Annotated in this window: 26 protein-coding genes and 6 pseudogenes; 20 read left to right on the top strand and 12 right to left on the bottom strand. The window is 40.5% G+C overall.

The window, feature by feature from the left end:
- Positions 1 to 59 precede the first annotated feature (59 nt).
- On the bottom strand, positions 60 to 3,734 hold the full coding sequence (gene nifJ / locus KA717_12180; protein ID UXE63323.1) for a pyruvate:ferredoxin (flavodoxin) oxidoreductase: 3,675 nt from the start codon (positions 3,732 to 3,734) through the stop codon (positions 60 to 62).
- Positions 3,735 to 4,269: 535 nt separating this feature from the next.
- Here nifJ and KA717_12175 point away from each other — a divergent pair.
- The 7 genes and pseudogenes from KA717_12175 (at position 4,270) to KA717_12145 (ending at position 8,928) form a co-directional block, all read left to right on the top strand.
- Positions 4,270 to 4,611, top strand: coding sequence for a hypothetical protein (locus tag KA717_12175; protein ID UXE63322.1), 342 nt, complete (start codon positions 4,270 to 4,272; stop codon positions 4,609 to 4,611).
- 92 nt (positions 4,612 to 4,703) lie between these two features.
- Positions 4,704 to 4,919: a hypothetical protein gene (locus KA717_12170; GenBank protein ID UXE63321.1), complete on the top strand. Its 216-nt coding sequence runs from the start codon at positions 4,704 to 4,706 to the stop codon at positions 4,917 to 4,919.
- 6 nt (positions 4,920 to 4,925) lie between these two features.
- Entirely contained in the window at positions 4,926 to 5,075 is a 150-nt protein-coding gene (locus KA717_12165; GenBank protein UXE63320.1) for a hypothetical protein, read from the top strand.
- A 66-nt stretch (positions 5,076 to 5,141) separates the two neighbouring features.
- Positions 5,142 to 6,423 (top strand): annotated as a pseudogene (locus KA717_12160) (ISKra4 family transposase).
- A gap of 69 nt (positions 6,424 to 6,492) precedes the next feature.
- Positions 6,493 to 6,753, top strand: a complete 261-nt coding sequence (locus tag KA717_12155; GenBank protein ID UXE63319.1) for a hypothetical protein — start codon at positions 6,493 to 6,495, stop codon at positions 6,751 to 6,753.
- Positions 6,719 to 7,633, top strand: coding sequence for an ISKra4 family transposase (locus tag KA717_12150; GenBank protein UXE63318.1), 915 nt, complete (start codon positions 6,719 to 6,721; stop codon positions 7,631 to 7,633). Before KA717_12155 ends, KA717_12150 begins: the two co-directional genes overlap by 35 nt.
- A 92-nt stretch (positions 7,634 to 7,725) precedes the next feature.
- Positions 7,726 to 8,928: a transposase gene (locus KA717_12145; GenBank protein ID UXE63317.1), complete on the top strand. Its 1,203-nt coding sequence runs from the start codon at positions 7,726 to 7,728 to the stop codon at positions 8,926 to 8,928.
- 131 nt (positions 8,929 to 9,059) lie between these two features.
- Here KA717_12145 and KA717_12140 read toward each other — a convergent pair whose 3' ends face one another.
- From KA717_12140 to KA717_12130, 3 genes are all read right to left on the bottom strand, one after another.
- Entirely contained in the window at positions 9,060 to 9,419 is a 360-nt protein-coding gene (locus KA717_12140) for a type II toxin-antitoxin system RelE/ParE family toxin (protein ID UXE63316.1), read from the bottom strand.
- Positions 9,412 to 9,633 carry a hypothetical protein gene (locus KA717_12135; protein UXE63315.1) on the bottom strand — a complete coding sequence of 74 codons (222 nt, stop codon included), beginning with the start codon at positions 9,631 to 9,633 and terminating at the stop codon, positions 9,412 to 9,414. The genes KA717_12140 and KA717_12135 overlap by 8 nt, the downstream gene beginning before the upstream one ends.
- 73 nt (positions 9,634 to 9,706) lie before the next feature.
- On the bottom strand, positions 9,707 to 10,891 hold the full coding sequence (locus tag KA717_12130; GenBank protein UXE63314.1) for a hypothetical protein: 1,185 nt from the start codon (positions 10,889 to 10,891) through the stop codon (positions 9,707 to 9,709).
- 204 nt (positions 10,892 to 11,095) lie between these two features.
- Between KA717_12130 and KA717_12125 the strand changes: the two genes are divergently transcribed.
- Genes KA717_12125 through KA717_12115 form a run of 3 tightly spaced genes read left to right on the top strand, consistent with a single transcriptional unit; the run spans position 11,096 to position 11,967 of the window.
- Entirely contained in the window at positions 11,096 to 11,254 is a 159-nt protein-coding gene (locus KA717_12125) for a hypothetical protein (GenBank protein UXE63313.1), read from the top strand.
- A 35-nt stretch (positions 11,255 to 11,289) separates the two neighbouring features.
- Entirely contained in the window at positions 11,290 to 11,634 is a 345-nt protein-coding gene (locus tag KA717_12120) for a hypothetical protein (protein UXE63312.1), read from the top strand.
- The gene (locus tag KA717_12115; protein UXE63311.1) at positions 11,635 to 11,967 is read left to right on the top strand and encodes a type II toxin-antitoxin system RelE/ParE family toxin; all 333 of its coding nucleotides are present in this window, start codon (positions 11,635 to 11,637) and stop codon (positions 11,965 to 11,967) included.
- A 68-nt stretch (positions 11,968 to 12,035) separates the two neighbouring features.
- Here KA717_12115 and KA717_12110 read toward each other — a convergent pair whose 3' ends face one another.
- Positions 12,036 to 12,452 (bottom strand): PIN domain-containing protein, encoded by a 417-nt coding sequence (locus tag KA717_12110; protein ID UXE63310.1) that lies wholly within the window; start codon positions 12,450 to 12,452, stop codon positions 12,036 to 12,038.
- Positions 12,452 to 12,709 (bottom strand): hypothetical protein, encoded by a 258-nt coding sequence (locus KA717_12105; GenBank protein UXE63309.1) that lies wholly within the window; start codon positions 12,707 to 12,709, stop codon positions 12,452 to 12,454. Before KA717_12105 ends, KA717_12110 begins: the two co-directional genes overlap by 1 nt.
- 275 nt (positions 12,710 to 12,984) lie before the next feature.
- Between KA717_12105 and KA717_12100 the strand changes: the two genes are divergently transcribed.
- The 4 genes from KA717_12100 (at position 12,985) to KA717_12085 (ending at position 14,325) form a co-directional block, all read left to right on the top strand.
- On the top strand, positions 12,985 to 13,239 hold the full coding sequence (locus tag KA717_12100) for a type II toxin-antitoxin system prevent-host-death family antitoxin (protein ID UXE63308.1): 255 nt from the start codon (positions 12,985 to 12,987) through the stop codon (positions 13,237 to 13,239).
- Positions 13,236 to 13,496, top strand: a complete 261-nt coding sequence (locus tag KA717_12095) for a Txe/YoeB family addiction module toxin (protein UXE63307.1) — start codon at positions 13,236 to 13,238, stop codon at positions 13,494 to 13,496. The genes KA717_12100 and KA717_12095 overlap by 4 nt, the downstream gene beginning before the upstream one ends.
- A gap of 155 nt (positions 13,497 to 13,651) precedes the next feature.
- Positions 13,652 to 13,903: a DUF2281 domain-containing protein gene (locus tag KA717_12090; protein UXE63306.1), complete on the top strand. Its 252-nt coding sequence runs from the start codon at positions 13,652 to 13,654 to the stop codon at positions 13,901 to 13,903.
- Positions 13,900 to 14,325 (top strand): pilus assembly protein, encoded by a 426-nt coding sequence (locus tag KA717_12085; protein UXE63305.1) that lies wholly within the window; start codon positions 13,900 to 13,902, stop codon positions 14,323 to 14,325. The genes KA717_12090 and KA717_12085 overlap by 4 nt, the downstream gene beginning before the upstream one ends.
- 47 nt (positions 14,326 to 14,372) lie before the next feature.
- On the opposite strand, the gene KA717_12080 is transcribed toward KA717_12085, so the two are convergent.
- Positions 14,373 to 14,540, bottom strand: coding sequence for a hypothetical protein (locus tag KA717_12080; protein ID UXE63304.1), 168 nt, complete (start codon positions 14,538 to 14,540; stop codon positions 14,373 to 14,375).
- 5 nt (positions 14,541 to 14,545) lie between these two features.
- Between KA717_12080 and KA717_12075 the strand changes: the two genes are divergently transcribed.
- On the top strand, positions 14,546 to 14,830 hold the full coding sequence (locus tag KA717_12075; protein ID UXE63303.1) for a hypothetical protein: 285 nt from the start codon (positions 14,546 to 14,548) through the stop codon (positions 14,828 to 14,830).
- Here the strand turns inward: KA717_12075 and KA717_12070 are convergent.
- The 4 genes and pseudogenes from KA717_12070 to KA717_12055 form a co-directional block, all read right to left on the bottom strand.
- Positions 14,814 to 15,338, bottom strand: coding sequence for a hypothetical protein (locus KA717_12070; GenBank protein UXE63302.1), 525 nt, complete (start codon positions 15,336 to 15,338; stop codon positions 14,814 to 14,816). The genes KA717_12075 and KA717_12070 overlap by 17 nt on opposite strands.
- Positions 15,326 to 15,475, bottom strand: a pseudogene (locus KA717_12065) (IS1 family transposase). The gene KA717_12070 and the pseudogene KA717_12065 overlap by 13 nt, the downstream one beginning before the upstream one ends.
- Before the next feature lie 237 nt (positions 15,476 to 15,712).
- A pseudogene (locus KA717_12060) lies at positions 15,713 to 17,050 on the bottom strand (IS5 family transposase).
- 358 nt (positions 17,051 to 17,408) lie between these two features.
- Positions 17,409 to 18,620 carry a M20 family metallopeptidase gene (locus KA717_12055; GenBank protein UXE63301.1) on the bottom strand — a complete coding sequence of 404 codons (1,212 nt, stop codon included), beginning with the start codon at positions 18,618 to 18,620 and terminating at the stop codon, positions 17,409 to 17,411.
- 204 nt (positions 18,621 to 18,824) lie between these two features.
- Here KA717_12055 and KA717_12050 point away from each other — a divergent pair, with 204 nt between their 5' ends.
- From KA717_12050 to KA717_12035, 4 genes and pseudogenes are all read left to right on the top strand, one after another.
- Complete coding sequence (locus tag KA717_12050; GenBank protein UXE63300.1) at positions 18,825 to 20,009, top strand: NAD(P)H-quinone oxidoreductase subunit H; 1,185 nt, start codon at positions 18,825 to 18,827, stop codon at positions 20,007 to 20,009.
- 171 nt (positions 20,010 to 20,180) lie between these two features.
- A pseudogene (locus KA717_12045) lies at positions 20,181 to 20,324 on the top strand (ISAzo13 family transposase).
- A 264-nt stretch (positions 20,325 to 20,588) separates the two neighbouring features.
- Positions 20,589 to 21,870: pseudogene (locus KA717_12040) on the top strand (ISKra4 family transposase).
- Between the two features lie 216 nt (positions 21,871 to 22,086).
- On the top strand, positions 22,087 to 23,508 hold the full coding sequence (locus KA717_12035) for an IS1634 family transposase (protein UXE63299.1): 1,422 nt from the start codon (positions 22,087 to 22,089) through the stop codon (positions 23,506 to 23,508).
- A 535-nt stretch (positions 23,509 to 24,043) separates the two neighbouring features.
- Here the strand turns inward: KA717_12035 and KA717_12030 are convergent.
- A pseudogene (locus tag KA717_12030) lies at positions 24,044 to 25,381 on the bottom strand (IS5 family transposase).
- Between KA717_12030 and KA717_12025 the strand changes: the two are divergent.
- The gene (locus KA717_12025; protein ID UXE63298.1) at positions 25,357 to 26,358 is read left to right on the top strand and encodes an IS4 family transposase; all 1,002 of its coding nucleotides are present in this window, start codon (positions 25,357 to 25,359) and stop codon (positions 26,356 to 26,358) included. The pseudogene KA717_12030 and the gene KA717_12025 sit on opposite strands and share 25 nt — an antisense overlap.
- Positions 26,359 to 26,371: the final 13 nt, after the last annotated feature.

Raw genomic sequence — 26,371 nt, 5'->3', positions numbered from 1 at the left:
CCCCCCGTTCGGCTGAGCTCACGGCCGAAGCCTTAGAAAGGGGGGAGAAACAGAGAGGATTAGTTGACGGGTTGGGGTTGTTGGGTTGGGGTTACAGGGGTGTTACCATTGCCTGCTTGACCATGACCGTTACCGTTGCCTGTTTCGAGGTGACGACTGGCGAGATATTGGTACATTGCCCAACGGGTATTAATGTCGCCTTGAGCGAGTTTGAGCAGTTTTTTCGCTTCTTCGGGGTTGCTACGAGATAGCATTTTAAAGCGATTTTCTTTGTACATGGTTTGCTCTGCGCTCAGTTTCGGCGATCGCATATCCAGTTGTAGGGGATTTTTGGCTGCTTCCGTCAGACGGGGATCGTAACGGTAGAGCAACCAACGACCGCTATCTACCACTTCTTTTTGATAGTTCATGGCGGTACTCATATTAATACCATGAGCAATACAGTGAGAGTAGGCAATCACGAGGGAAACGCCTGGATAGGATTCGGCTTCGAGGAAAGCGCGGGTAGATTGTTCACTTTTTGCGCCCATGGCAATACTGGCCACATAGACATTGCCGTAGGTCATCGCCATTAAGCCCAAATCTTTCTTGGGAGAGGGTTTACCGCCTGCCGCGAATTTGGCCACGGCTGCGCGAGGAGTTGCTTTGGAGGCTTGACCGCCCGTATTGGAATAGACTTCCGTATCCATGACTAGGATATTAACGTTGCGACCACTGGAGAGGACGTGATCTAAGCCGCCATAACCGATGTCGTAGGCCCAGCCGTCACCGCCAATAATCCAGACGCTCTTTTTAACGAGATAATCGGCAATGGATTGGAACATGGCAATTTTTGCCCGTTGGGTTTCGTCATTGGTGTGGGCCAATTCCCCTAAGCGTTGTTTAAGAGCCACCACGCGATCGCGCTGTTCAAAAATATCAGCCTCGGTGGTTTGGTGATTGTTGATGATTTCCGTAACTAAAGATTTACCAATTTCACTAGCAAAAGATTTCAGAAGTTCTACGGCAAATTCCGTTTGTTTATCAATGGAAACCCGAAAACCTAAGCCAAATTCTGCATTATCTTCAAATAACGAGTTAGACCAGGCGGGGCCGCGACCTTCAGCATTTTGGCTCCAGGGTGTCGTCGGTAAATTACCGCCATAAATCGATGAACAACCCGTTGCATTGGCCACAATCATGCGATCGCCGAACAATTGACTGACCAGTTTCAAATAGGGCGTTTCACCGCAACCCGCACAGGCTCCCGAAAACTCAAAGAGCGGTTCCTGCATCTGTTGATGACTGATTTTATTCAGATTCAATTCATTGCGATCGGGGTTCGGTAATTTGAGGAAAAAGTCCCAATTTTCCCGTTCCTGCTCCCGTAGCGGTAACTGGGGCTGCATATTGATCGCCCGTAAACGCGGTTGGGATTTATTTTTAGCGGGACAAACATCCACACAGAGAGCGCAACCCGTACAATCTTCGGCGGCCACTTGAATGGTAAATTTCGAGCCTTGCCAGTCGTGATCCCGTGCGGCGGTACTCTTGAAATTTGCGGGGGCGTTGGCCAATTCAGCCTCATCGTAAACTTTGGCCCGAATCACGGCGTGGGGACAAACCATCACACATTTACCACACTGTACGCATACATCCGCATCCCAAACAGGAATTTCCTGACCGACATTCCGTTTTTCCCATTTCGTCGTTCCCGTCGGATAGGTTCCATCACAGGGCAAGGCACTGACAGGCAGTTGATCCCCTGTACGATCCATGATTTTGCCCAACACTTCTCGGATAAAAGCGGGGGCTGTATCGGGAATAACGGGTTTTAATTCGCCCGCATCGGCATCTACCTGAGCAGGGATTGACACTTCGTAAAGATGTTCGAGGGTGGAATCCACTGCTTTGATATTCATCTCGACAATTTCTTCACCCTTTTTGCCGTAGGTTTTACGGATAGATTTCTTGATTTGGGCGATCGCATCTTCTCGCGGTAAAACGCCCGAAAGAGCAAAGAAACAAACCTGCATGACGGTATTGATCCGACCCCCCATACCCGCATCCCGTGCCACTTGGAAAGCATTAATCGTATAAACTTTTAAACCTTTTGCAATAATTTGTGCCTGTAAAGGACGGGGCAAATGAGACCAAACTTCCTCGGCTGAATAGGGGCTATTAAACAATAGAGTCGCGCCAGGGATCGCTGGAGTCATCAGGTCAAATTTTTCGATAAATTCCCATTGATGACAAGCAACAAAATTGGCTTTAGTAATTAGATAACTGGAACGAATCGGATTAGGGCCAAAACGCAGGTGAGAAACAGTTACCGAACCCGATTTTTTCGAGTCATAAACAAAGTAAGCTTGGGCATAATTATCCGTATCTTCACCGATGATTTTGATGGAATTCTTGTTAGCTCCCACCGTACCATCGGAACCTAAACCAAAGAAAAGAGCGCGGACAACGTTACTCGGCTCTGTGGAAAAATCGTCATCGTAGGACAAACTGGTGAGACTTAAATCATCAAAAATACCGATGGTAAAGTGATTTTTAGGACTTTCTAAAGCCAAATTATCAAAAACGCCCTTAACCATGCCTGGGGTAAATTCTTTGGAAGATAGGCCGTAACGTCCGCCCACCAAGACTTTCAAATTTTGAACTTTGGCTTTCAAGTTTGCATTATTGCCAAACAGCGTTTCTTGAACGGCGGTCACTACATCGGTATAAAGCGGTTCTCCCGCCGACCCAGGCTCCTTACAACGGTCTAAAACCGCAATTTTTAGCACCGAATCAGGTAACGCCGCAATCAAAGCTTTGGCATCAAAAGGACGATACAAACGCACTTTTAACAATCCTACGTTTTCGCCTTGAGCATTCAGCGCATCTACCGTTTCCTCCACCGTTTCCGCTCCCGATCCCATAACGATGATCACCCGTTCTGCTTGGGGATCACCGTAATAATCGAAGAGATGATAGGCCCGACCCGTTAAAGCGGCGAAATCATCCATCACCCGTTGCAAAATGCTGGGATAAGCTTCATAAAAGGGATTTACCGTTTCCCTTGCCTGAAAATAAACATCGGGATTCTGGGCCGTACCGCGCAATACAGGGCGATCAGGTGTTAGAGCGCGTTGACGGTGAGCAATGACATATTCATCCTTAATCAAGACCCGTAAATCGTCATCACTGAGCAATTCCACCTTTTGAACTTCGTGGGAAGTCCGAAAGCCATCAAAAAAGTGCATACAGGGAATACGCGATTCCAAACTGGTGGCCGTCGCCATGAGCGCGAAATCCTGAGCTTCCTGCACCGAAGCCGAACCTAACAGCGCGAAACCTGTTCCCCTGGCAGCCATCACATCCGAGTGATCCCCGAAAATAGACAAACCTTGAGCCGCTAAAGACCGAGCCGCCACATGGATCACCGCCGCCGTTAATTCCCCAGCAATTTTGTGGAGATTGGGGATCATTAACAGCAAACCCTGGGAAGCGGTAAAAGTGGTCGTTAGCGATCCCGTTTGTAACGCGCCATGAATTGTCCCTGCGGCCCCGCCTTCACTCTGCATTTCAATGATCGAGGGAATTGTTCCCCACAAATTCGGTTTATGCTCCGATTCCCAGGCATCAGCCCATTCTCCCATCGGCGAAGAAGGCGTAATTGGGTAAAGGGCAATGACTTCACTGAGGCGATAGGCAACACGGGCAACCGCTTCGTTACCGTCTATGGTTGCGTAGGTTTTAGTTCTCATGGTTGTGTCTCGTCTAAAAATGGCAGAATTAGGAGTAAATCGGTTTGATTTCTAAGCCGAAAGTTTGCGGAAAAAGGAAGTCGCAAGTTGATTTTCTAGATTCTTTCCCTGACAAATTAAGCAACGTTAGCGTTGTTTTAAGAGTGGAGTTTGTTGCAATTTGTTAACATTAGGCAGAGGGGTTAAGACAAGCGAAGGTTTGTAGGGTAACTATTTGGGGCGTTTTTCGACCGTGGTGATCAACTGAGCCGCTACTCCTATCATTAACGCATTTTCGCTTTTTGGCCCACTTTCTTATTTTTTTTTAACACCTTTTGTTAAGACTTTCGGATAATCTACAATGGTGGGACTTTATTAATTTTTTTGTTAAGAAAGGTTAAGCGATCGCCTAGGGTTCTGTCTAGTTGTGTGCGGCTAGTGAGGATCGGTTGCGAGGAAGCGTGATACTTTGGTGTGGCTTTGATTCTTGTTGGCAAGAGAAAATTATGAGTTAAAATGACTTTTAGCGGATTGTTCCAAACCAAGGATGATTGTGATGCCTAGCCCCGTGACCGTTGAAACGGATTTAAGAGAGGTTCTTAATAGAATAGATGAACGCTTTGATAAGTTAGAACAATGCTTTGATAAGCTAGATACTCGTTTTGATAAAATTGGTGAGCGTTTTGAAAAGACGGATGAAAAACTAGATAAGCTTGCTCAAGAAATTCATCAAACTAATGTTAAATTGGCAACAGTAGAAACAAAGTTGACAGGTCTGGAAAGTCAAACCAGGGATTTGGGGGGAACACAAAAAAATCAACTCTGGTCACTGATTGTCATAATTTCTGCTGCTTTGTTAGGCACTGGACAGTGGGAAGTTCTCGAGCAGGGTAAGTGAGAAAAGAAAATCGGACATGCGATACCCAAGAGTGCCGTTATGTCCGAAACTGGCTGATATAGAAAATCGATAGCCAGTGCTATCTATCAATTATGCAACTATGTCAGCGACTAGAGCAAATCCTAGAGAATCTCCGTCCCGCCTTTAGCCGAGAAGCAACGTACCAATGGTTTATCCTATTAGCCTGGGGAGTAGTGCTCAACAGCCAACCGAGCGCAATAACAAGCTATGTCAATGCCTTAGGGTTAACAGAGAGCTACTACCATCGGGTGCGACTTTTAGTTGATGAAGGAAAAGAAAAGTGTTAACATGAGATGAAAAGTGACAAAGAGGAAACAATGATGACAGCAAAACTAATTAATGTAGAGGGTTCAAAGATAAAAATAGAACTAACATTAGAACTCAGTCGTTCAATGTTGGATACAGAAATAAATATTCAAAAAGGCTTAAACGAAGGGGTGTGACCTTTAGTTGATGAAGGAAAAGAAAAGTGTTAACATGGGATGAAAAGTGACAAAGAGGAAACAATGATGACAGCAAAACTAATTAATGTAGAGGGTTCAAAGATAAAAATAGAACTAACATTAGAACTCAGTCGTTCAATGTTGGATACAGAAATAAATATTCAAAAAGGCTTAAACGAAGTAGGTTGCATCGCCAGCAAAGAAGCCTTGAAATATTTAGATACAGATGGTTCACCCTTAAAAATCGGTGAAGAAATCTGGAAGAGTAAGGGAGAGCAACCGAAAGAATATCAAACACCTTATGGTGAGGTTATAGTGAATCGTCATGTATATCAGCGTTCACCTTTGAGGAAAAACGTATTGCCCCTTAGAAAGAGAAGCAAGGATAATCATAACATCAACGCCATTATTGGCAAAACAGGTATCCTCAAAAATGTCAGGGATGGCAGGCAAAGAGGTGAAAAATGATTTATTAGAAAATCATGGTAGAAAAGTAGCGCTATCCTATATCCAAAGATTGAGTGAAGCAGTAGGAAGTGTGGTACAGGCAAAAGAAGAAGCGTGGAGTTATGCCCCGCCCAAGGAGGATAGCCAAATTGCAACAGTGGGAATAGGATTAGATGGAACCTGTATGCTGATGTGTGAGGATGGCTACCGTGAAGCAATGGTGGGAACCGTTTCCCTATACGATAGTGAAGGCGAACGTCAACATACAATCTATCTAGGTGCGGCACCAGAGTATGGAAAAAAGAGTTTTCTAGAAAGATTAGAAAGAGAAATTGAGCGAGCGAAAAACCGTTATCCAGAGGCAACATTGGTCGGGATAGCAGACGGGGCAGAATCAAATTGGAAGTTTTTAGAAAAGCAAACGGAAGAACAGATATTAGATTTCTATCATGCCTCTGGTTACTTAGGTGCCTTGGCAGAAGCGTTGCATCCGAATACCGTGTCAAAACAAAAAGAATGGTTGACTGAAAATTGTCGAGAACTCAAGCATGAAAAAGGAAAAGCAGGAGAACTGCTAAATCTGATGAAAGAAGTCAAAGAAGAAAAAAGTCATTCTAAGAATCTTACCGAGAAACTACAAGCGGCGATTACTTATTACGAGAATCATCAGCATCAAATGGATTATGCTGAATACATAGAGAAAAAGTATCCGATTGGTTCAGGTGTTACGGAAGCAGCTTGTAAGACGTTGGTCAAACAACGATTATGTTGTTCAGGGATGCGATGGAAGGAAAAAGGAGCAGGAATTATTTTGAGCCTACGAGCTTTGGTATTGACCAAGGAACGATGGAGTCAATTTTGGGCAAAACTTGATCAATATGGGTTCCCTGTAGAACCCTGATTACAACAGCTTTTATCAACTAAAGGTCGCACCCTAAACGAAGTAGGTTGCATCGCCAGCAAAGAAGCCTTGAAATATTTAGATACAGATGGTTCACCCTTAAAAATCGGTGAAGAAATCTGGAAGAGTAAGGGAGAGCAACCGAAAGAATATCAAACACCTTATGGTGAGGTTATAGTGAATCGTCATGTATATCAGCGTTCACCTTTGAGGAAAAACGTATTGCCCCTTAGAAAGAGAAGCAAGGATAATCATAACATCAACGCCATTATTGGCAAAACAGGTATCCTCAAAAATGTCAGGGATGGCAGGCAAAGAGGTGAAAAATGATTTATTAGAAAATCATGGTAGAAAAGTAGCGCTATCCTATATCCAAAGATTGAGTGAAGCAGTAGGAAGTGTGGTACAGGCAAAAGAAGAAGCGTGGAGTTATGCCCCGCCCAAGGAGGATAGCCAAATTGCAACAGTGGGAATAGGATTAGATGGAACCTGTATGCTGATGTGTGAGGATGGCTACCGTGAAGCAATGGTGGGAACCGTTTCCCTATACGATAGTGAGGGAGAACGTCAACATACAATCTATCTAGGTGCGGCACCAGAGTATGGAAAAAAGAGTTTTCTAGAAAGATTAGAAAGAGAAATTGAGCGAGCGAAAAAACGTTATCCAGAGGCAACATTGGTCGGGATAGCAGACGGGGCAGAATCAAATTGGAAGTTTTTAGAAAAGCAAACGGAAGAACAGATATTAGATTTCTATCATGCCTCTGGTTACTTAGGTGCCTTGGCAGAAGCGTTGCATCCGAATACAGTGTCAAAACAAAAAGAATGGTTGACTGAAAATTGTCGAGAACTCAAGCATGAAAAAGGAAAAGCAGGAGAACTGCTAAATCTGATGAAAGAAGTCAAAGAAGAAAAAAGTCATTCTAAGAATCTTACCGAGAAACTACAAGCGGCGATTACTTATTACGAGAATCATCAGCATCAAATGGATTATGCTGAATACATAGAGAAAAAGTATCCGATTGGTTCAGGTGTTACGGAAGCAGCTTGTAAGACGTTGGTCAAACAACGATTATGTTGTTCAGGGATGCGATGGAAGGAAAAAGGAGCAGGAATTATTTTGAGCCTACGAGCTTTGGTATTGACCAAGGAACGATGGAGTCAATTTTGGGCAAAACTTGATCAATATGGGTTCCCTGTAGAACCCTGATTACAACAGCTTTTATCAACTAAAGGTCGCACCCCTACCATCAGGCACTACATTGGTTTGAATCCAAGGCATTTAACGTCAAAGGACTGACCTTGGGATGGTCGAAGTGGGTAAGTCAGCATGAAAATCTATATCGAATCAAGGAAAAACGAGTGTATGTGGGGGATGGAATCAAAGTGGGGAAAGAAGGGCGCAAGATGCCAGGGGTAAAACGACTACACCAAGAATCCGGAAATGTGGCGAAGCCAGAATGGATAAGGGGGCATTACTTCAATGCCTTGAGTGTTTTGGTGGGAGCAGGAAAAGCCTGCTTTGCCTTGCCCTTAGTGTTGCGGCTAGACGATGGCATCAAGTCCAAAGCAACGGCAAAGGAAGGGAAAAAAGGCAGCAAAAAAGAGAAGACTACTCTAGTCACGAAAATGGGGGAGCTTTGCACTACCTACGCAGAGGCGGGAAGCTATGTGATTTTGGATGCTTACTTCGCTTGTGGAGCAGTGCTCAAAAGTTTTCGCCAAAATGCCTTGCATCTCATCACCCGAGTGCGTTGCTCTACAGTGGCATATGCTCCCTTTTCTTCCGTTCCGACCTTGAGGGGGAAAGGACGACCACGGCTTTGGGGGAGTTCAATAAAACTAGAAAGCCTGTTTGCTCTTGTGGAGGATTTTCCCACCGCTAAAGTCTGGCTCTATGGTCAACAAGTCTCCGTTTCTTATCAGTGCTTTGAGTTCCACTGGGATAGTCCCCATCAGCTCGTTAAGTTTGTCCTCACCCAATTGCCCAACGGACAAAGACTGATTCTGCTTTCTACTGACCTCTGTTTGACTGGACCTGAGATTATTGCCGCTTACGGTCTCCGATTTAAGATTGAAGTCACTTTTCGTCAATTAATCCATCTTTTGGGCGGCTTTGCCTATCGTTTTTGGCTTAAGGCTCTTCCTACTTTACCGACCTGGCCTAGCAATCTTATCCTCCCTGACTATCCCCAAACTGTTCAGACTCAGATTTTAAACAAAGTAGAAGCCTTTGAGCGTTTTGTTAATCTTCATGTCATTGTTCTCGGCTTACTTCAAATTCTTTCCTTAGAGTTACCCCAGGGGATTTGGGCTAATTTCCCTCGCTGGTTTCGGACTCTACCCTCCCATGGCTATCCTAGTGAACGCATTGCTCAACTAGCCATCCAACATCAAGCCCCAATGATTTTTCCTCAAAGTCCACCTAGTCTGCTTTTGCCTAAATTCCTTGCCGCTAAACTTGACCCTTTTCCAAGTCCTGATAGACTTACTTTGGCCGCATAGTCATTACCTTCTCTGCCATCCATAAACTTCCCACTGTCCAGTTAGGCATTACGGCAAAGTTATTTCTTTCTAATCCTTAAAATTTAAAAATCTTAAAATATGGTGATCGTACAGACACACTTTGCGATCTCTTAAGGTTCGATGCTTGAGTCATAGTCAGTAATAATTTTCCGAAGCTCATCGGCCTCAATATCAACCTGTTCAGATTTCGAGTAAATTGTCAGTAAAATAATTCCTGTTGTCGTCTCTAGATAATAAATTAGACGATAGCCGCCACTTTTTCCTTTTTGGTTATCACTATTACGAACTCTCACTTTAAAAACGGCATAACCAACCCCTGATATTTGATCACCAGGTTGTTCACCCTGTTCCAGTTGTTCAATAACAGGTTGTATATCTTTACGAATACTGCGATATTTTTTGGCCAAGTTGCGTAAATTTCGTTTGAAGGTTGACGAAATTTCAATTTGAATTAAGGAATTTTTATTCACATTCAATTCCATCCCAAAGTTGAGAAATGGGAATCGTTTGTCCTGTCATTGCTTCGTGCCAAGCTTGACGAAAATCAGCTAGAATTTCTGCTTTAGAAGGTTCATCAAGGTCATCATTTTCGGGAATAAGAACGATTACTTCTACACGGCTATTTTGATTAGTTAGTAGAGGATTATCTAGGGTCGGTTGTCCTTGCTCATTGATTGTTGCCATTGTTTTAAAAGCTCTCATTTTGCTTACCCTATTAAAAAATGTTGCAAAAAAGTATTCATTTTCACTAACTCAATTATTGTTTTGGTAGGTGATAAAACATTACTGCAAGATATATCTTTCTATTACGATCATCATTCAAATGAAATATGTAGTTAAACCATGTTTCATCAGTTTCTCCTACATAATCTAAATAATTAGGGTGTTCTCCGATAGATTTTTTTGCAGTTTCAAGCACTGAAGTAAAATCTTGGTTGTCCACAAACATAATTACAGCCACCTTCGAGTCTCTCCATGTTAAATAACCTAATAACTGAGAAATTGCTTTTAGAAAACTCACTTTCCCATCCCAAAATTTACATTCAGCAATAAACACATTTTTTCCTTCATAGCGAAGAAGAATATCGGCATCTCCTTTCTTATTAAATGTTTCACCAGTCGCCGAACCTTCAAAGTTTGGTTCCAGCATCATTAACAAATGATCTCGAAGAGGTTCTTCTTGTTTATTTGCATAAAGACTAGGTAAACGTTCAAATTGTTTACCAACATCATGGATTGACTTGAGTATTTCATAATAAATTTTTTCATCTATAGTTGGTTCTGGCTTAAAAACTATATCCTTCACAGTTGGTTTACTAACAACAATCTTTTTTCTAATTTGAGGTGTGGGAATCGCAAAAGTAGAAGAAACATTGTTTGCTTTTTTAATCGGAATTCCTAATGATGCCAAGACACCACTATTTGCTAATATCCTTTTCTTTCTTGTATTAAAAACCTGCTTAATTTCAGACTCTAATCTTATATTGTATTGTTTAACTTCAGAATTAATATTCTGTAATTGCTTCATTATTTTTTTTAAGTTTTCATCTTTTTGTTGTTGAATACTTTCCGTATTGTCATCAAAATTAATAATTTCAAAACAGAACTCTTGATCATGCAATTCAATCTCCATTGACCATACAAGCTGATTATTAGGCGTACACTTAATAAGCTCAACAGAGCCAGAAAAGGGAACGTGAAACTTTAATACTGGCTTTTTATAGCTACTTTTCCTGAGTACATGGGGCATAAATGCAAAAGTAGAAGAATTTTGATACATTGTTTCTAGTGGAATATCTCTTTCCGTAGAAGATACCTCAACTTTATCATCGTAAATTTCTAATGGCTCGACATAAGCCAAAGATAACTTATATGTAACATAGTCATCTTCATTAACATTAAGTAAATAGTTTTCATCTTCATTCTGAATTGAATTAATCACCGATGATTTTCTTTGTTCAAGATAATCACTTAATCGCTTCTGGGCAAAAATGGATATTCTTTCGTAACTAGCTCTCATTTGTTTCTTAGGGAATGTCTTACACACTAATTATAAATCAGTTAGCTAAATTTTAGCAAAAAGAGTAAAAAACAATAATGGACAAATGAGTGATCTCCCCTTAAACAAAGACAAAAATGACAACCAGTGATCGCATTCCTGACAAGTAATCTAGGAAAAAAGGCGATCGCTGTCCCCATGAGTAATCTAGAAAAGATGGCGATCGCAGTTCTCAGAGAAATGTTCTATCATTGGCGATCACCTAACGGGATAACAATCAGGAATAAACGGCGATCGCATTCCTGACAAGTAATCTAGGAAAAAAGGCGATCGCTGTCCCCATGAGTAATCTAGAAAAGATGGCGATCGCAGTTCTCAGAGAAATGTTCTATGATCATAAAATTCAGATCATTACCACAAACAAACTGATGGCGATCGCACAATCTCTAAATTCCATCCGTTACGTCACCAATGCAGAAGGCAAAACAACCGATGTTCTTGTTCCAATGGAGGTTTGGCAACAAATTATTCATGCGATTAATACAGATGAGTCCAGTGGTTTAGCTTGGATTGATGAGCAAGAACCCAATACTCAAGTATTAGCTGATCTGCAAGAATCATTAGAGTTAGGAGCAAAAGCTGAAACTTTTCCTATTTCTCAATTATGGGAAGAGGTTAAACACTAAATGATTGAAGTGCGTTTTACGTTACCTTTCTTACGCCGTTTAAAAGCCTTAACTAAACGCTACCGAAAAATTCAATCAGATATTCAACCCATTATTGAACAGTTACAGATGGGTAACTTCGTTGGGGATCAAATTTCTGGTTTAGATTCCGCCATTTTTAAAGTTAGAGCAAAAAACAGCGATATTCCCATCGGTAAAAGTGGTGGTTATCGAGTGATCTATCAAGTTGTTTCTCACCAACTAATTTTACTTTTATTGATTTATGCAAAGTCAGATCAAGCTGATGTTAGTATCAGCGAAATTCAAGCGGCTATCAACAAACCTGAGGAATAATTCTTGTAAATTAATGGCGATCGCTTAACGAGATACGGGAATAAAAGGCGATCGCGGTTTAGGACGACTTATACGATAGTAATTAAGTCAATAACCTGATCATTATTTTTGCGATAAATCTGAAAATCACTATCCAAAGTTAATATACAACTTCCTAAAATTAACTCACTCATCCTCACCAAGCAAGCATCCGCCAACGACATAGGTACATTTTCATACCGTTTCATTAAGAACTCAATTTGAGAAATTTCCTTTTCCAGACTAAAAATTATAACCAAATTGCCCGATTTGATCAAAGCAAAAATCAAATCTTTAGCTCCATAGCAATTTTTTAACAAAAAACAAGTTTCTACAATTACAGCTTCACAAGTTAATAATGGCGACTGAATCTGAGCTAACTGAATTTTAGCCCAATCATGCCATTGCTCACGACGATTCAAATAGGCAACTAAAACCCCAGTATCAATAACGATATTTTTTCTCATTATTCTCCCAAACCTTGCAAATATTGCTTATTTGTTGCCAAATCTCCAGACCCCCAATCAAGACTGCCCGCAAACGCTTTTGTTGCTTCATAAAAGGAAATTTCTCTCGGTTGATCTAACAAGCTTTCAATAGTTTTCGCTTGATATTTACTCGTTAAAAAATGAATAAAATCTAAAACCTTTTGCTGATCTTCCAAATTAAGCAATTGTAAATCGTCTAAAATTGTTGATTGTTGTTGAGTAACGACCTGCGACATAATACGAACCTCTCTGACTCAATTGACACTATTGTAACATCTCCACTATAAAGCACAAGCTTAAATTCTCGAAATGCTAACGTAAATCAGCGATGTCAAAGTCTCGATTATTAAAACTAGTGGACAAATCAGCGATCGCCGAACCATATACAGGAATAAAAAGCGATCGCCCTTAAGCAAAAAGCGAAGAGACTCGCTATGATCGTATAAACGTTAAAACCCGAAAGCATTCTAATTTTCCCCTGTAAACTAGCCAATTTGACCGAGTACTCCCTATGGAAGCCATTACCAGTAATCAAGCCAAACACCAACTTGATGAATTAATTGAAAGAGTCATTCTTAATGCTGAACCTACCATTGTTTGCAATGACCAGGGAAAACAAGCTGTTTTACTATCTTTAGATGAATTTAATGCTTGGCAAGAAACCCTCTATTTATTATCAAACCCTGCTAATGCGGAACATTTACGACAATCTATTGAACAAGCCAACTCAGATAAAATTGTTGTAAAAGAACTTATTGAATTATGAAAGTTACTTTTACAGAGGTAGCCTGGGACGATTATCTTTGGTTGCAAGATAACGACCAAAAGTTATTGAAACGGGTCAACCTATTAATTAAAGATATACTCAGAAATCCAACCGAAGGTATTGGCAAACCCGAATTATTAAAAGCCAACTTATCAGGCTATTGGTCAAGACGAATTACCTCAGAGCATAGATTAATCTATGGCATTACATCTGATGATATTATTATCATTGCTTGTAGATTTAATTATACTCTATAAAAATCGGATGTTAAAGAAAAGCGATCGCGGTTTTCTAAGAAATGTTCTTCTATGATAAGAAAATTCAGGTCATTACCACAAACAAACTGATGGCGATTTTGCGATCGCGTAATCTCTAAATCATATTCATTTTTATTAATACACAGGAGTGATTTATGACTGTTCTGGAAATTGCAATGCAGAAAATGCAATATTTACCTCAACAAAAACAGCAAGAGGTCTTAGATTTTATTGAGTTTCTAGCCTCAAAATCAGGTACGGAATCGACTGAGATGATCCCCAACAATATAGAAAAAGAAAGTATCTCTGCTCGTGATGTTCTGAATAAATGGGCTGGAATTATGGAGGATGGCCCAGCCGATCTTTCGACAAATCCTAAATATATGGAAGGCTACGGTCAGGCATGAAACAAACTGTCATTCTCGATACTGGCCCCCTGGTTGCCTATTTTAGAAAATCAGATCAATTTCATCAATGGGCGATCGCACAATGGTCTCAGGTAAATTTACCCGTCTTAACCTGTGATGCAGTTATTTCAGAGGCTTGTTTTCTATTGCGCGATTCTCCTCATATTCAAAGGGGAATTTTTGAGTTGATTGAAGCTCAGGCGATCGCCATTGATTTTAATTTGCAAAAAGAAGTGGTGAATTTGAGATTATTGATGAAGCGTTATGAGTCGGTGCCGATGTCTTTTGCTGATGCTTGTTTGGTCAGAATGTCAGAAAAATGGGTTAACAGTGCAGTTTTTACTTTAGATCAAGATTTTCTAATTTATCGCCGCGATCGCCATAATTTAATTCCTTTAATTGCTCCATTTTATTCTGAATAGTTGGCAAATAAAAATTTAATATATTACAAAAGTTGAGAAAATAGAAATCAGGAATAAAAGGCGATCGCTGTCCTGACGAGTAATTTAGGAAAAATGGCGATCGCAGTCCCGACAAATAATCTAGGAATAAAAGGCGATCGCAGTCCCGACGAGTAATCTAGGAAAAATGGCGATCGCTGACCTAAATAGTAAGATAGGAAAAAAGGCGATCGCATTTCCCATGAGTAATCTAGGAAAAAAGGCGATCGCAGTCCCCATGAGTAATTTAAGAAAAAAGGCGATCGCGGTTCTCAGAGAAATGTTCTATGATCGTAAAATTCAGATCATTACCACAAATAAACTGATGGCGATCGCACAATCTCTAAATTTCATCCGTTACGTCACCAACTCAGAGGGCAAAACAACCGATGTTCTTGTTCCAATGGAAATTTGGCAACAAATTATTCACTGGACAGTGGGAAGTTTATGGATGGCAGAGAAGGTAATGACTATGCGGCCAAAGTAAGTCTATCAGGACTTGGAAAAGGGTCAAGTTTAGCGGCAAGGAATTTAGGCAAAAGCAGACTAGGTGGACTTTGAGGAAAAATCATTGGGGCTTGATGTTGGATGGCTAGTTGAGCAATGCGTTCACTAGGATAGCCATGGGAGGGTAGAGTCCGAAACCAGCGAGGGAAATTAGCCCAAATCCCCTGGGGTAACTCTAAGGAAAGAATTTGAAGTAAGCCGAGAACAATGACATGAAGATTAACAAAACGCTCAAAGGCTTCTACTTTGTTTAAAATCTGAGTCTGAACAGTTTGGGGATAGTCAGGGAGGATAAGATTGCTAGGCCAGGTCGGTAAAGTAGGAAGAGCCTTAAGCCAAAAACGATAGGCAAAGCCGCCCAAAAGATGGATTAATTGACGAAAAGTGACTTCAATCTTAAATCGGAGACCGTAAGCGGCAATAATCTCAGGTCCAGTCAAACAGAGGGTAGTGTTCTGAATCTGTGGAAGCACATCTAAATAAGACATCCAAATTCAAAGCGATTGATAAATAATCCAAGGACAATATCGTGCATCACAATAGATTTGGAGAAACAAATCGTTTTTCTCGCTAATCTCTTTATTCGAGTTCTCAATGTCAAGTGCTTTCGTTCGATTTTTTGAGTATTATACTTAGGGCTTGCTGAAAAAGTCAAAAAACGAAAGAAATGTGGGTTAGGGAAGTATGGACTGAAAAAGCATAGATAACTTATCCTTATGGAAACAAATCAAAATACAGATTTTGTTTAATCTATTGTTCCTTTCTGTCTAAAAAGGTCAACACAAATCACTCCTCACAAAAGAGAGGAAAATTAACACCATTTTTCACAAGAAAAACGACTCTACAACTTTTTACTTTTTGTCTTCTGAAGTAGAGTAGAAAGATTCATTACCAAAAAGTTCATCGCAATTACCGTTTCCGAGGTCTCAGGTAGTTTGGCCATCACTCGACCAAGACTAAATTTCCTCTTTCCCTGTCCGAATTTACCCTCAATGGCATTACGCACTCTTTCATCTGAGCGTGCCTCTTTCTTTTTTTCTTTGCTCACCTCTTTCGGCGGTCTTCCCAATCGGGGACCACTCATTCTTATATCCCTTTCTTTACAATAAGCTCGATTCGCTTTTGTTCGATAGATTTTATCCACATGAACCGATTCCGGATAACATCCTGTTTCCCTTTTATATTCTTCTATTCGCGCTTGTAAATCTCCCGATTCGTTGTAATTATCCCAACTTAATTTGTCTAAGAAGACAAAGCCATTCACATTACTTGCCGATATTTTAGCTCCAAACTCTACTGCTTTTCCCGCTTTTCCACGCACTATTGGACGCACGTGAGGTTGGCTTACACTCACAATTCTGTTTTCTACTTTATTTGTCTTTTTTTCATACATTTCTAACTGTTGCTCATACACTTTTCCTATCGTTACAAGCTCTTCTTGCTCTTTTTTCGTTAGTTTTTCTAACTTTGCTCCCTCTTCTATCATTTTTTCTATATGAGACAAGTTTCTTTTTATATATCCTAGTTGTTTTTTTGTTCCTTTTCTTCTTTCTTTTTTTGACACACGACGTTTTTTTGCTATGGCTAAGTACTCTTTTCTTGCCACTTCCCTATAAGTCCTCGGCTTTTCTTTCCTTTTCTCTTTTATTTCTTCATACAGCTTATCTATTATTTTTTCTGTTTTTTCTCTGGCATCATTCAATATTCCTATATCCGTTGGATATTTTATATCTGCTGGTGTACAAGTCGCATCTAACAATAACTTTCCTTCATTTTCTTTTTTTTCTGACGCTACACCCGTCGCTTTTTTTTCTATTTCTTTATTAATTTTATTTATTAATTCCATTCCTATTTTTTTACGAAAATGAACCATCATTGACGCATTAAATGCTTCTTTGCTACTATAGCTTTCCATTCCTATAAAGTACTGTAAATAAGGGTTCTCTTTTATTTGTTCTACTGTTTCTCTGTCACTTTTTCCTGAAATTTCTTTGATAATTAATGCTCCTAATGCCATTCTAAATGATTTGGCTGGGGCTCCTTTTTTTTCTGTGAAGTTTTTTGCATATTCTTCCTCATATTCTTCCCAAAGAATCATTTTTGACATTTCTATCCAACGATTTTCTTCGTCTAACTGCCCGCCGAACAGATTTTTCAAGTTTTCTGGTGTTTCAATTGAGTACTGTTGCTTTCGGTACATCTGCTTTCTCTCTTCTTAATGCAATGGTTTTGAGGCATTCTACCCTATTTTCGTGCATTCTAGCGGTTCTTAATTCGCCTACTATTTTTCTCCGTAAAGGTTTCAGCTTTTTTCAGCAAGCCCTAAGTATAGTTTAAGATAAATGTGCAACGCTTACATTCTGTATTACGACATCTGTAACGCTCTTTCCCCTCCCCAGAGGGGCCGTGTTTCACAATATCCGTACTTTGACAACTTGGGCAAACAATTGCTTTGAATAGCATGGCACACCAATTTTAAGATTTACATTTATTTATTATTACTCTTTTCCACAGGTTTAGAACACGACCGAGGAGATTAATACACATATTCCTAATCCTTAACCAAGGAATTTTTCAACACAGCGTACAAACAGTTCAACGCCCATGCTTAGAACACTTTCATCGAAATCAAAACAAGGATGATGGTGCGGATAATCTAATCCCTTCGCAGCATTAGCAGAACCAAGAAAGAAATAACAACCAGGTACTTCTTGGAGGAAAAAGGACATATCTTCACCTCCCATTGTGTGACATTCAGGAACAATACCGGCAGGCGTTTCTAGGACATCGATCGCGACAGAACGGACTAACGCTGCCATGTTGGGATCATTGATAACGGGAGGATACAAGCGACAATAGTCAAATTCATAACTTGCGCCCTGGGCCTCACAAAGACCTTTAATAATGGCTTCCATTCTGGCTGGGAAAAAGCCTTCAAATTGAGGATTGAAATAACGGACGGTTCCCCGCATTCTAGCCGTATCCGCAATGACGTTTTGAGCCGTACCCGCTTGCAGTTCACCAATGGTGACAACGGCAGAATCAATGGGGTTAACATTGCGGGCGACAATGGTTTGCAGTACATTAACGATCTGAGCGGCAAGAACGATGGTGTCAACAGTTTGATGGGGCATGGCTCCATGACCTCCCCGACCGAGTAAAGTACATTGAAAGCATTCTACGGCGGCCATGAGTGCCCCAGAACGCACTCCCACAGTGCCAACGGGCAAGTTATTCCAAAGATGGAGTCCGATAATTGCATCCACATCAGGATTTTTAAGCACGCCTGCTTCAATCATCGGTTTGGCTCCCCCTGGCCCTTCTTCCGCCGGTTGAAAGAGAATTTTAACGGTTCCCTTAAAGTCTTGACGGTGTTGGCAGAGATATTGGGCTGTGCCCAGGGCGATCGCGGCATGGCCATCATGGCCACAAGCGTGCATCCGACCTAAATGCTGAGAACGATAGGGAACGTCATTTTTTTCAGTAACAGGTAAGGCATCGATATCAGCACGAATCGCTAAAACAGGCCCCGGAAAATCACTCTCAATCATGGCGACAATCCCCGTCTGAGCAACTCCTGTTTGATGAGTAATTCCCATCTCCGTTAATCTCTGGGAAATGAAGTCTGCGGTCAGATGTTCTTGAAAACCCAATTCAGGATATTGATGGAACTGTCGTCGCCATTGACTTAAGCGAGCTTGCATTGCCCGAATTTCTAGACGAATTTGACTCAGGTTAAGACTAGAGGTGTGAGGAAGCGTTGATAACATAACAGCAATAAAGCCAGAAAAAAGAGGTGATGTTCTAGACCAGCGGATCGTATTTCTAGAACGTAGTCAGTCTATTCATTATGACTTAACTTAATCCATAGATTCAGAACAGTACTCTCCGAGCCTAACCTTGCTTAAGGTCTGAGCATATTCTATGATCTGTGTGGTAAGTCGAAAGTCCTTGAGGCGGTAATTGCCCTTAGTATGTCCAAAATTGAAACCAGAACCGAACCCATGATCCTGAACATGGGGCCTCACCATCCCTCAATGCACGGCGTTTTGCGTCTCATTGTCACCTTGGATGGGGAAGATGTGGTTGACTGTGAACCTGTCATTGGTTATCTACATCGGGGCATGGAAAAGATCGCGGAAAATCGCACCAGTATAATGTACGTCCCCTACGTCAGTCGTTGGGATTACGCGGCGGGAATGTTCAATGAAGCGATCACCGTTAATGCACCCGAAAAGTTAGCGGATATTGAGGTTCCCAAACGTGCCCAGTATATTCGGGTAATCATGTTGGAATTGAATCGCATTGCCAACCACCTACTCTGGCTTGGCCCCTTTTTGGCTGATGTGGGAGCGCAAACCCCATTCTTCTATATTTTCCGTGAACGGGAAATGATCTATGATCTGTGGGAAGCTGCTTCAGGAATGCGCTTGATCAATAACAACTATTTTCGGATTGGTGGGGTATCCGTGGACTTACCCTACGGTTGGATTGATAAATGCCAAGATTTCTGTGATTATTTCCTACCTAAAGTAGATGAATACGAAAAGTTAATTACCAATAACCCCATTTTCCGTCGTCGAGTAGAAGGAATTGGCACCATCACCAGAGATGAAGCGATCAACTGGGGACTATCGGGCCCAATGTTACGCGGCTCAGGGGTGAAATGGGATTTACGCAAGGTCGATCGCTATGAATGCTATGACGACTTTGATTGGGATGTTCAATATGAAACAGCCGGAGATTGTTATGCTCGTTATTTAGTTCGGATACGGGAAATGCGCGAGTCGATCAAGATTATTTATCAAGCTCTCAAGGGTATTCCAGGCGGGCCCTACGAAAATTTGGAGGCAAAACGCTTACAGGAAGGTAAAAAATCGGAATGGAATGATTTCCAATACCAATACATTGCCAAAAAAGTCGCGCCTACCTTCAAAATTCCCAAGGGTGAGCATTATGTCCGTTTAGAAAGCGGCAAAGGGGAGTTAGGAGTCTTTATTATTGGTAATGATGATGTCTTCCCCTGGCGTTTTAAAATTCGCGCCCCTGATTTTAACAATTTACAGATTCTCCCCCATTTATTAAAAGGAATGAAAGTTGCAGATATTATGGCAATTTTGGGAAGTATTGACGTAATTATGGGGTCTGTTGATCGATAATATTGTCGATTGTTGCTTTCAATACTTTTTATGATTCTTAGGGTAGTTAATGCTGCCCTTTTTTATTCAGTACTATTCTGAAGCTGTGGATAAGATAAGTCATAATGAATAGACTGACTACGTTCTAGAAATACGCTCCACTGGTCTAGAACATTACCAAATCGCTGTACATCGAAACCAGCCAAAAAACTAAAAGGTAGCGACAGGAGACAATTCATGGCACAGGTTGTACAAGGTTTGGGAATAGGGGGACAAACCTTCGCAGAACGCGAATTAGGGTGGAATAGACGAACAATCCGCAAAGGAACAGAAGACTGGTGGGGCGACAAGAGTAGGTAAAACCCACATTCCGCAGGTTGTCGAAGAGGAGCACTAGTTCACGCGAGCTAGTATCGGTACTTGTGCATTGATTTCGGGCAAGGATAAAAAATGTCAATAAAGTTCTAAAATGGAGTCTTGTCTTAGATAGAATCAACAGTAAAAATGAATAACCTAAATATTAAAGGGGTGTGACCTTTAGTTGATGAAGGAAAAGAAAAGTGTTAACATGGGATGAAAAGTGACAAAGAGGAAACAATGATGACAGCAAAACTAATTAATGTAGAGGGTTCAAAGATAAAAATAGAACTAACATTAGAACTCAGTCGTTCAATGTTGGATACAGAAATAAATATTCAAAAAGGCTTAAACGAAGTAGGTTGCATCGCCAGCAAAGAAGCCTTGAAATATTTAGATACAGATGGTTCACCCTTAAAAATCGGTGAAGAAATCTGGAAGAGTAAGGGAGAGCAACCGAAAGAATATCAAACACCTTATGGTGAGGTTATAGTGAATCGTCATGTATATCAGCGTTCACCTTTGAGGAAAAACGTATTGCCCCTTAGAAAGAGAAGCAAGGATAATCATAACATCAACGCCATTATTGGCAAAACAGGTATCCTCAAAAATGTCAGGGATGGCAGGCAAAGAGGTGAAAAATGATTTATTAGAAAATCATGGTAGAAAAGTAGCGCTATCCTATATCCAAAGATTGAGTGAAGCAGTAGGAAGTGTGGTACAGGCAAAAGAAGAAGCGTGGAGTTATGCCCCGCCCAAGGAGGATAGCCAAATTGCAACAGTGGGAATAGGATTAGATGGAACCTGTATGCTGATGTGTGAGGATGGCTACCGTGAAGCAATGGTGGGAACCGTTTCCCTATACGATAGTGAAGGCGAACGTCAACATACAATCTATCTAGGTGCGGCACCAGAGTATGGAAAAAAGAGTTTTCTAGAAAGATTAGAAAGAGAAATTGAGCGAGCGAAAAACCGTTATCCAGAGGCAACATTGGTCGGGATAGCAGACGGGGCAGAATCAAATTGGAAGTTTTTAGAAAAGCAAACGGAAGAACAGATATTAGATTTCTATCATGCCTCTGGTTACTTAGGTGCCTTGGCAGAAGCGTTGCATCCGAATACCGTGTCAAAACAAAAAGAATGGTTGACTGAAAATTGTCGAGAACTCAAGCATGAAAAAGGAAAAGCAGGAGAACTGCTAAATCTGATGAAAGAAGTCAAAGAAGAAAAAAGTCATTCTAAGAATCTTACCGAGAAACTACAAGCGGCGATTACTTATTACGAGAATCATCAGCATCAAATGGATTATGCTGAATACATAGAGAAAAAGTATCCGATTGGTTCAGGTGTTATGGAAGCAGCTTGTAAGACGTTGGTCAAACAACGATTATGTTGTTCAGGGATGCGATGGAAGGAAAAAGGAGCAGGAATTATTTTGAGCCTACGAGCTTTGGTATTGACCAAGGAACGATGGAGTCAATTTTGGGCAAAACTTGATCAATATGGGTTCCCTGTAGAACCCTGATTACAACAGCTTTTATCAACTAAAGGTCGCACCCTATTAAAGACCTCGACCACTTAGGAATCGTAGCGGGAATTATAGATGAAATGGGTTTAGTAGAAATTATCGATGAGGAAGTGGGAACTCATCCTCAAGAAAAGCTCAGTGTAGGTACAATAGTAAAAAGTAAAAGCAATGATATTAAACTGCTTAGGATGTATCAATGCTCCGTTATATTTGTTGAGTGAGTTTTTTAAAGGAAAAGCATTAGAACACCTATTAGGAGAAGGAATAAAAGCAGAAGATTTAAATGATGACAAGCTAGGAAGGTCATTGGATAAGGTATTTGGAGTGGGGGTAAAAAACCGGTTCACGAAAATAGTCCTAAAAGCGGCAGCAATCTTTGGAATAGAACAAAAGTCAAAGCATTTAGACTCAACCTCAATGTCTGTACAAGGGAAGTATAAGGAAAGGATAGAAGATGAGGAAGACGAGCAGACAAAAGCCATAAAAATAAAATTTGGTTATTCCAGAGATAAACGACCAGACCTAAAACAGTTTATGTTAAATATGATATGTAGTGGAGATGGTGGTGTCCCTCTCTTTATGCAATTAGGAGATGGCAATGAATCGGATAAAAAGGTGTTTCCCCAGATAATCAAAGACTGTCAAGAAAGGTTGAATATGGAAGGTTTATCGGTGATGGATGGAGCTTTTTATACGGCGGAAAATGTGGGCATGGCGAGGTCAATTCAATGGTTAAGTCGTGTCCCTCTGAAAGAAGCCACTGAGACTTTGGCAAATATATCAGAAGACCAATGGCAGCAGGGTGAACAGGACGGTTATCGTTGGCAAGTGAGGGCTTCGGAATATGGGGGTGAACAGCAACGATGGCTTGTGGTCGAAAGTGCTCAACGTCTCCAGTCCGATAATAAAGCTATAAGTCAAAAAATTGAGAAAGCCGATAAAGTTGTCAAAAAAGAATGGCAGAAACTTTGTGGACAGAATTTTGCTTGTGAGGCCGATGCTCTTACTGAGGCTCAACTCTGGCCAAAAACCTTGACTTATCATCAACTCAGTCAAGTTGAGGTTCAGACTATTCCTTACTATGCCAAGGGAGGAAGACCGAAACAAGGGGCTACCCCTCTCGGTTTTCATTACCGCTTAACTGGGCAATTAAGCCTTGATTCCTCTTGCTTGGAAGTCGCATCTAAACGGGCTGGACGTTTTATTTTAGCTACTAATGTTCTTGATTCTCAGGTTTTGAGTCCCGACCAGATGTTGGCTGAATATAAGGCTCAACAAAACACCGAGCGCGGCTTTCGCTTTCTCAAAGACCCTTTCTTTTTTGCCTCTGCTCTTTTTCTCAAGAATCCTCAACGCATTATGGCTTTGATGATGATTATGGTTGTCTCTTTATTGGTTTATACTTTGGCACAACGTCGCCTACGACAGGCTTTGGCTCTTGCCCATCAGACTATTCCTAATCAAAAGGGTAAACCGACCGCCATTCCCACTCTGCTTTGGGTCTTTCAGTCTTTTCTGTTTATCCGTTGGTTAGAGATTGACGGCATTCAAACTATCGTTAATTTGACCTCCAAACACAAACATATTCTTTCCTTTCTTGGCTCTTCATGTCAAAAGTACTACTTTGTCTCTTGACTTACCTGCGGAATGTAGGGTAAAAGTCCTGTGTAGCAAGGATTACAGTAGAAAGAAACAAGACAAGATACTCTATAAAAGAGTACAATAACCCCAAAAGGAAAACATGATAGCAAAAGAATATGAAGCCACTCTACAAGAGAATCTAAGTCGAGCCGAATACTTATTCCTATTTGTAGTAGTAGGATGCTTGCAAATATTACAAGATATGAGGTTAGAAAGAATAGCGGAAGCTCTACCAATTCCCATCTTAATGGAAAGTAGAAGGAGAAAAATACAGAGATTTTTAAATCTGGAAAAACTAAGTAGGGCTTGCTGAAAAAGTCAAAAAACGAAAGAAATGTGGGTTAGGGAAGTATGGACTGAAAAAGCATAGATAACTTATCCTTATGGAAACAAATCAAAATACAGATTTTGTTTAATCTATTGTTCCTTTCTGTCTAAAAAGGTCAACACAAATCACTCCTCACAAAAGAGAGGAAAATTAACACCATTTTTCACAAGAAAAACGACTCTACAACTTTTTACTTTTTGTCTTCTGAAGTAGAGTAGAAAGATTCATTACCAAAAAGTTCATCGCAATTACCGTTTCCGAGGTCTCAGGTAGTTTGGCCATCACTCGACCAAGACTAAATTTCCTCTTTCCCTGTCCGAATTTACCCTCAATGGCATTACGCACTCTTTCATCTGAGCGTGCCTCTTTCTTTTTTTCTTTGCTCACCTCTTTCGGCGGTCTTCCCAATCGGGGACCACTCATTCTTATATCCCTTTCTTTACAATAAGCTCGATTCGCTTTTGTTCGATAGATTTTATCCACATGAACCGATTCCGGATAACATCCTGTTTCCCTTTTATATTCTTCTATTCGCGCTTGTAAATCTCCCGATTCGTTGTAATTATCCCAACTTAATTTGTCTAAGAAGACAAAGCCATTCACATTACTTGCCGATATTTTAGCTCCAAACTCTACTGCTTTTCCCGCTTTTCCACGCACTATTGGACGCACGTGAGGTTGGCTTACACTCACAATTCTGTTTTCTACTTTATTTGTCTTTTTTTCATACATTTCTAACTGTTGCTCATACACTTTTCCTATCGTTACAAGCTCTTCTTGCTCTTTTTTCGTTAGTTTTTCTAACTTTGCTCCCTCTTCTATCATTTTTTCTATATGAGACAAGTTTCTTTTTATATATCCTAGTTGTTTTTTTGTTCCTTTTCTTCTTTCTTTTTTTGACACACGACGTTTTTTTGCTATGGCTAAGTACTCTTTTCTTGCCACTTCCCTATAAGTCCTCGGCTTTTCTTTCCTTTTCTCTTTTATTTCTTCATACAGCTTATCTATTATTTTTTCTGTTTTTTCTCTGGCATCATTCAATATTCCTATATCCGTTGGATATTTTATATCTGCTGGTGTACAAGTCGCATCTAACAATAACTTTCCTTCATTTTCTTTTTTTTCTGACGCTACACCCGTCGCTTTTTTTTCTATTTCTTTATTAATTTTATTTATTAATTCCATTCCTATTTTTTTACGAAAATGAACCATCATTGACGCATTAAATGCTTCTTTGCTACTATAGCTTTCCATTCCTATAAAGTACTGTAAATAAGGGTTCTCTTTTATTTGTTCTACTGTTTCTCTGTCACTTTTTCCTGAAATTTCTTTGATAATTAATGCTCCTAATGCCATTCTAAATGATTTGGCTGGGGCTCCTTTTTTTTCTGTGAAGTTTTTTGCATATTCTTCCTCATATTCTTCCCAGGGAATCATTTTTGACATTTCTATCCAACGATTTTCTTCGTCTAACTGCCCGCCGAACAGATTTTTCAAGTTTTCTGGTGTTTCAATTGAGTACTGTTGCTTTCGGTACATCTGCTTTCTCTCTTCTTAATGCAATGGTTTTGAGGCATTCTACCCTATTTTCGTGCATTCTAGCGGTTCTTAATTCGCCTACTATTTTTCTCCGTAAAGGTCTCAGCTTTTTTCAGCAAGCCCTAAGTATAGAGAAAATCTGGTTTCCCTGTGTAAAAGAGTTAATAAAGAAGCCAGAAAAATGTGTTAAAAATGGTTGTGTATATCTAGCAATAGATAGAACAAATTGGGGTGTAATAAACATCCTGACAGTAAGCTTAATTTATGAGAAAAGAGCGGTGCTAGTATATTGGGAATTTTTAGACAAAAAAGGAAATAGTAATTTAACGGCTCAAAAAAGGGTATTAGAGAAGGCAATAAGCCTATTCTCAGAATACAAAATAGTGATATTAGGGGACAGAGAATTCTGTTCAGTCACACTGGGAAAGTGGCTAGGAAAGAAGGGTCTATACTTTTGTTTGAGACAGAAAAAGACGACAAATGTGTCGGAAGATGAGCAGCTTTACCAAGAAATGAGAGCGTTGGGATTATCCCCGGGAACAAGTCTATTTTTTAACGAAGTAAACGTTACCAAAATGAAAGGATTTGGAGGATTTAATTTAGCCTGTAAATGGAAAAAGACCTACGGCGGATTTAAGACAAAAGAGCCTTGGTTTATCTTGACAAATTTAGGAAGCCTAGAGGAGGCAATTAAATCGTATCAAAAAAGATTTGGTATCGAGGAAATGTTTAGGGATTTGAAGTCTGGAGGCTATAATCTAGAGGGAACAAATCTAGAGGCAGAACGACTATCAAAGCTATTAATTGTGGCAGCGATTGCCCATACGAGTGCAATTCTACAAGGTCAAATGGTCAAGGAAAAAGGAATTCAAAAATATGTGGTCAGACCAGAATCGAAAAGAACGAGTAAACGTCGTCACAGTAGCTTTTATGTAGGTCAACACCTCCATTTGTGGCTGGGACTACGGCCAGGGTAATCGCATCTTATTT

Source organism: Woronichinia naegeliana WA131, from assembly GCA_025370055.1.
In the GTDB taxonomy this organism is placed as follows: Bacteria; Cyanobacteriota; Cyanobacteriia; order Cyanobacteriales; family Microcystaceae; genus Woronichinia; species Woronichinia naegeliana.
Note: the sequence above shows the minus strand (reverse complement) of the source record. Positions and strands in the feature narration are given on the sequence as shown.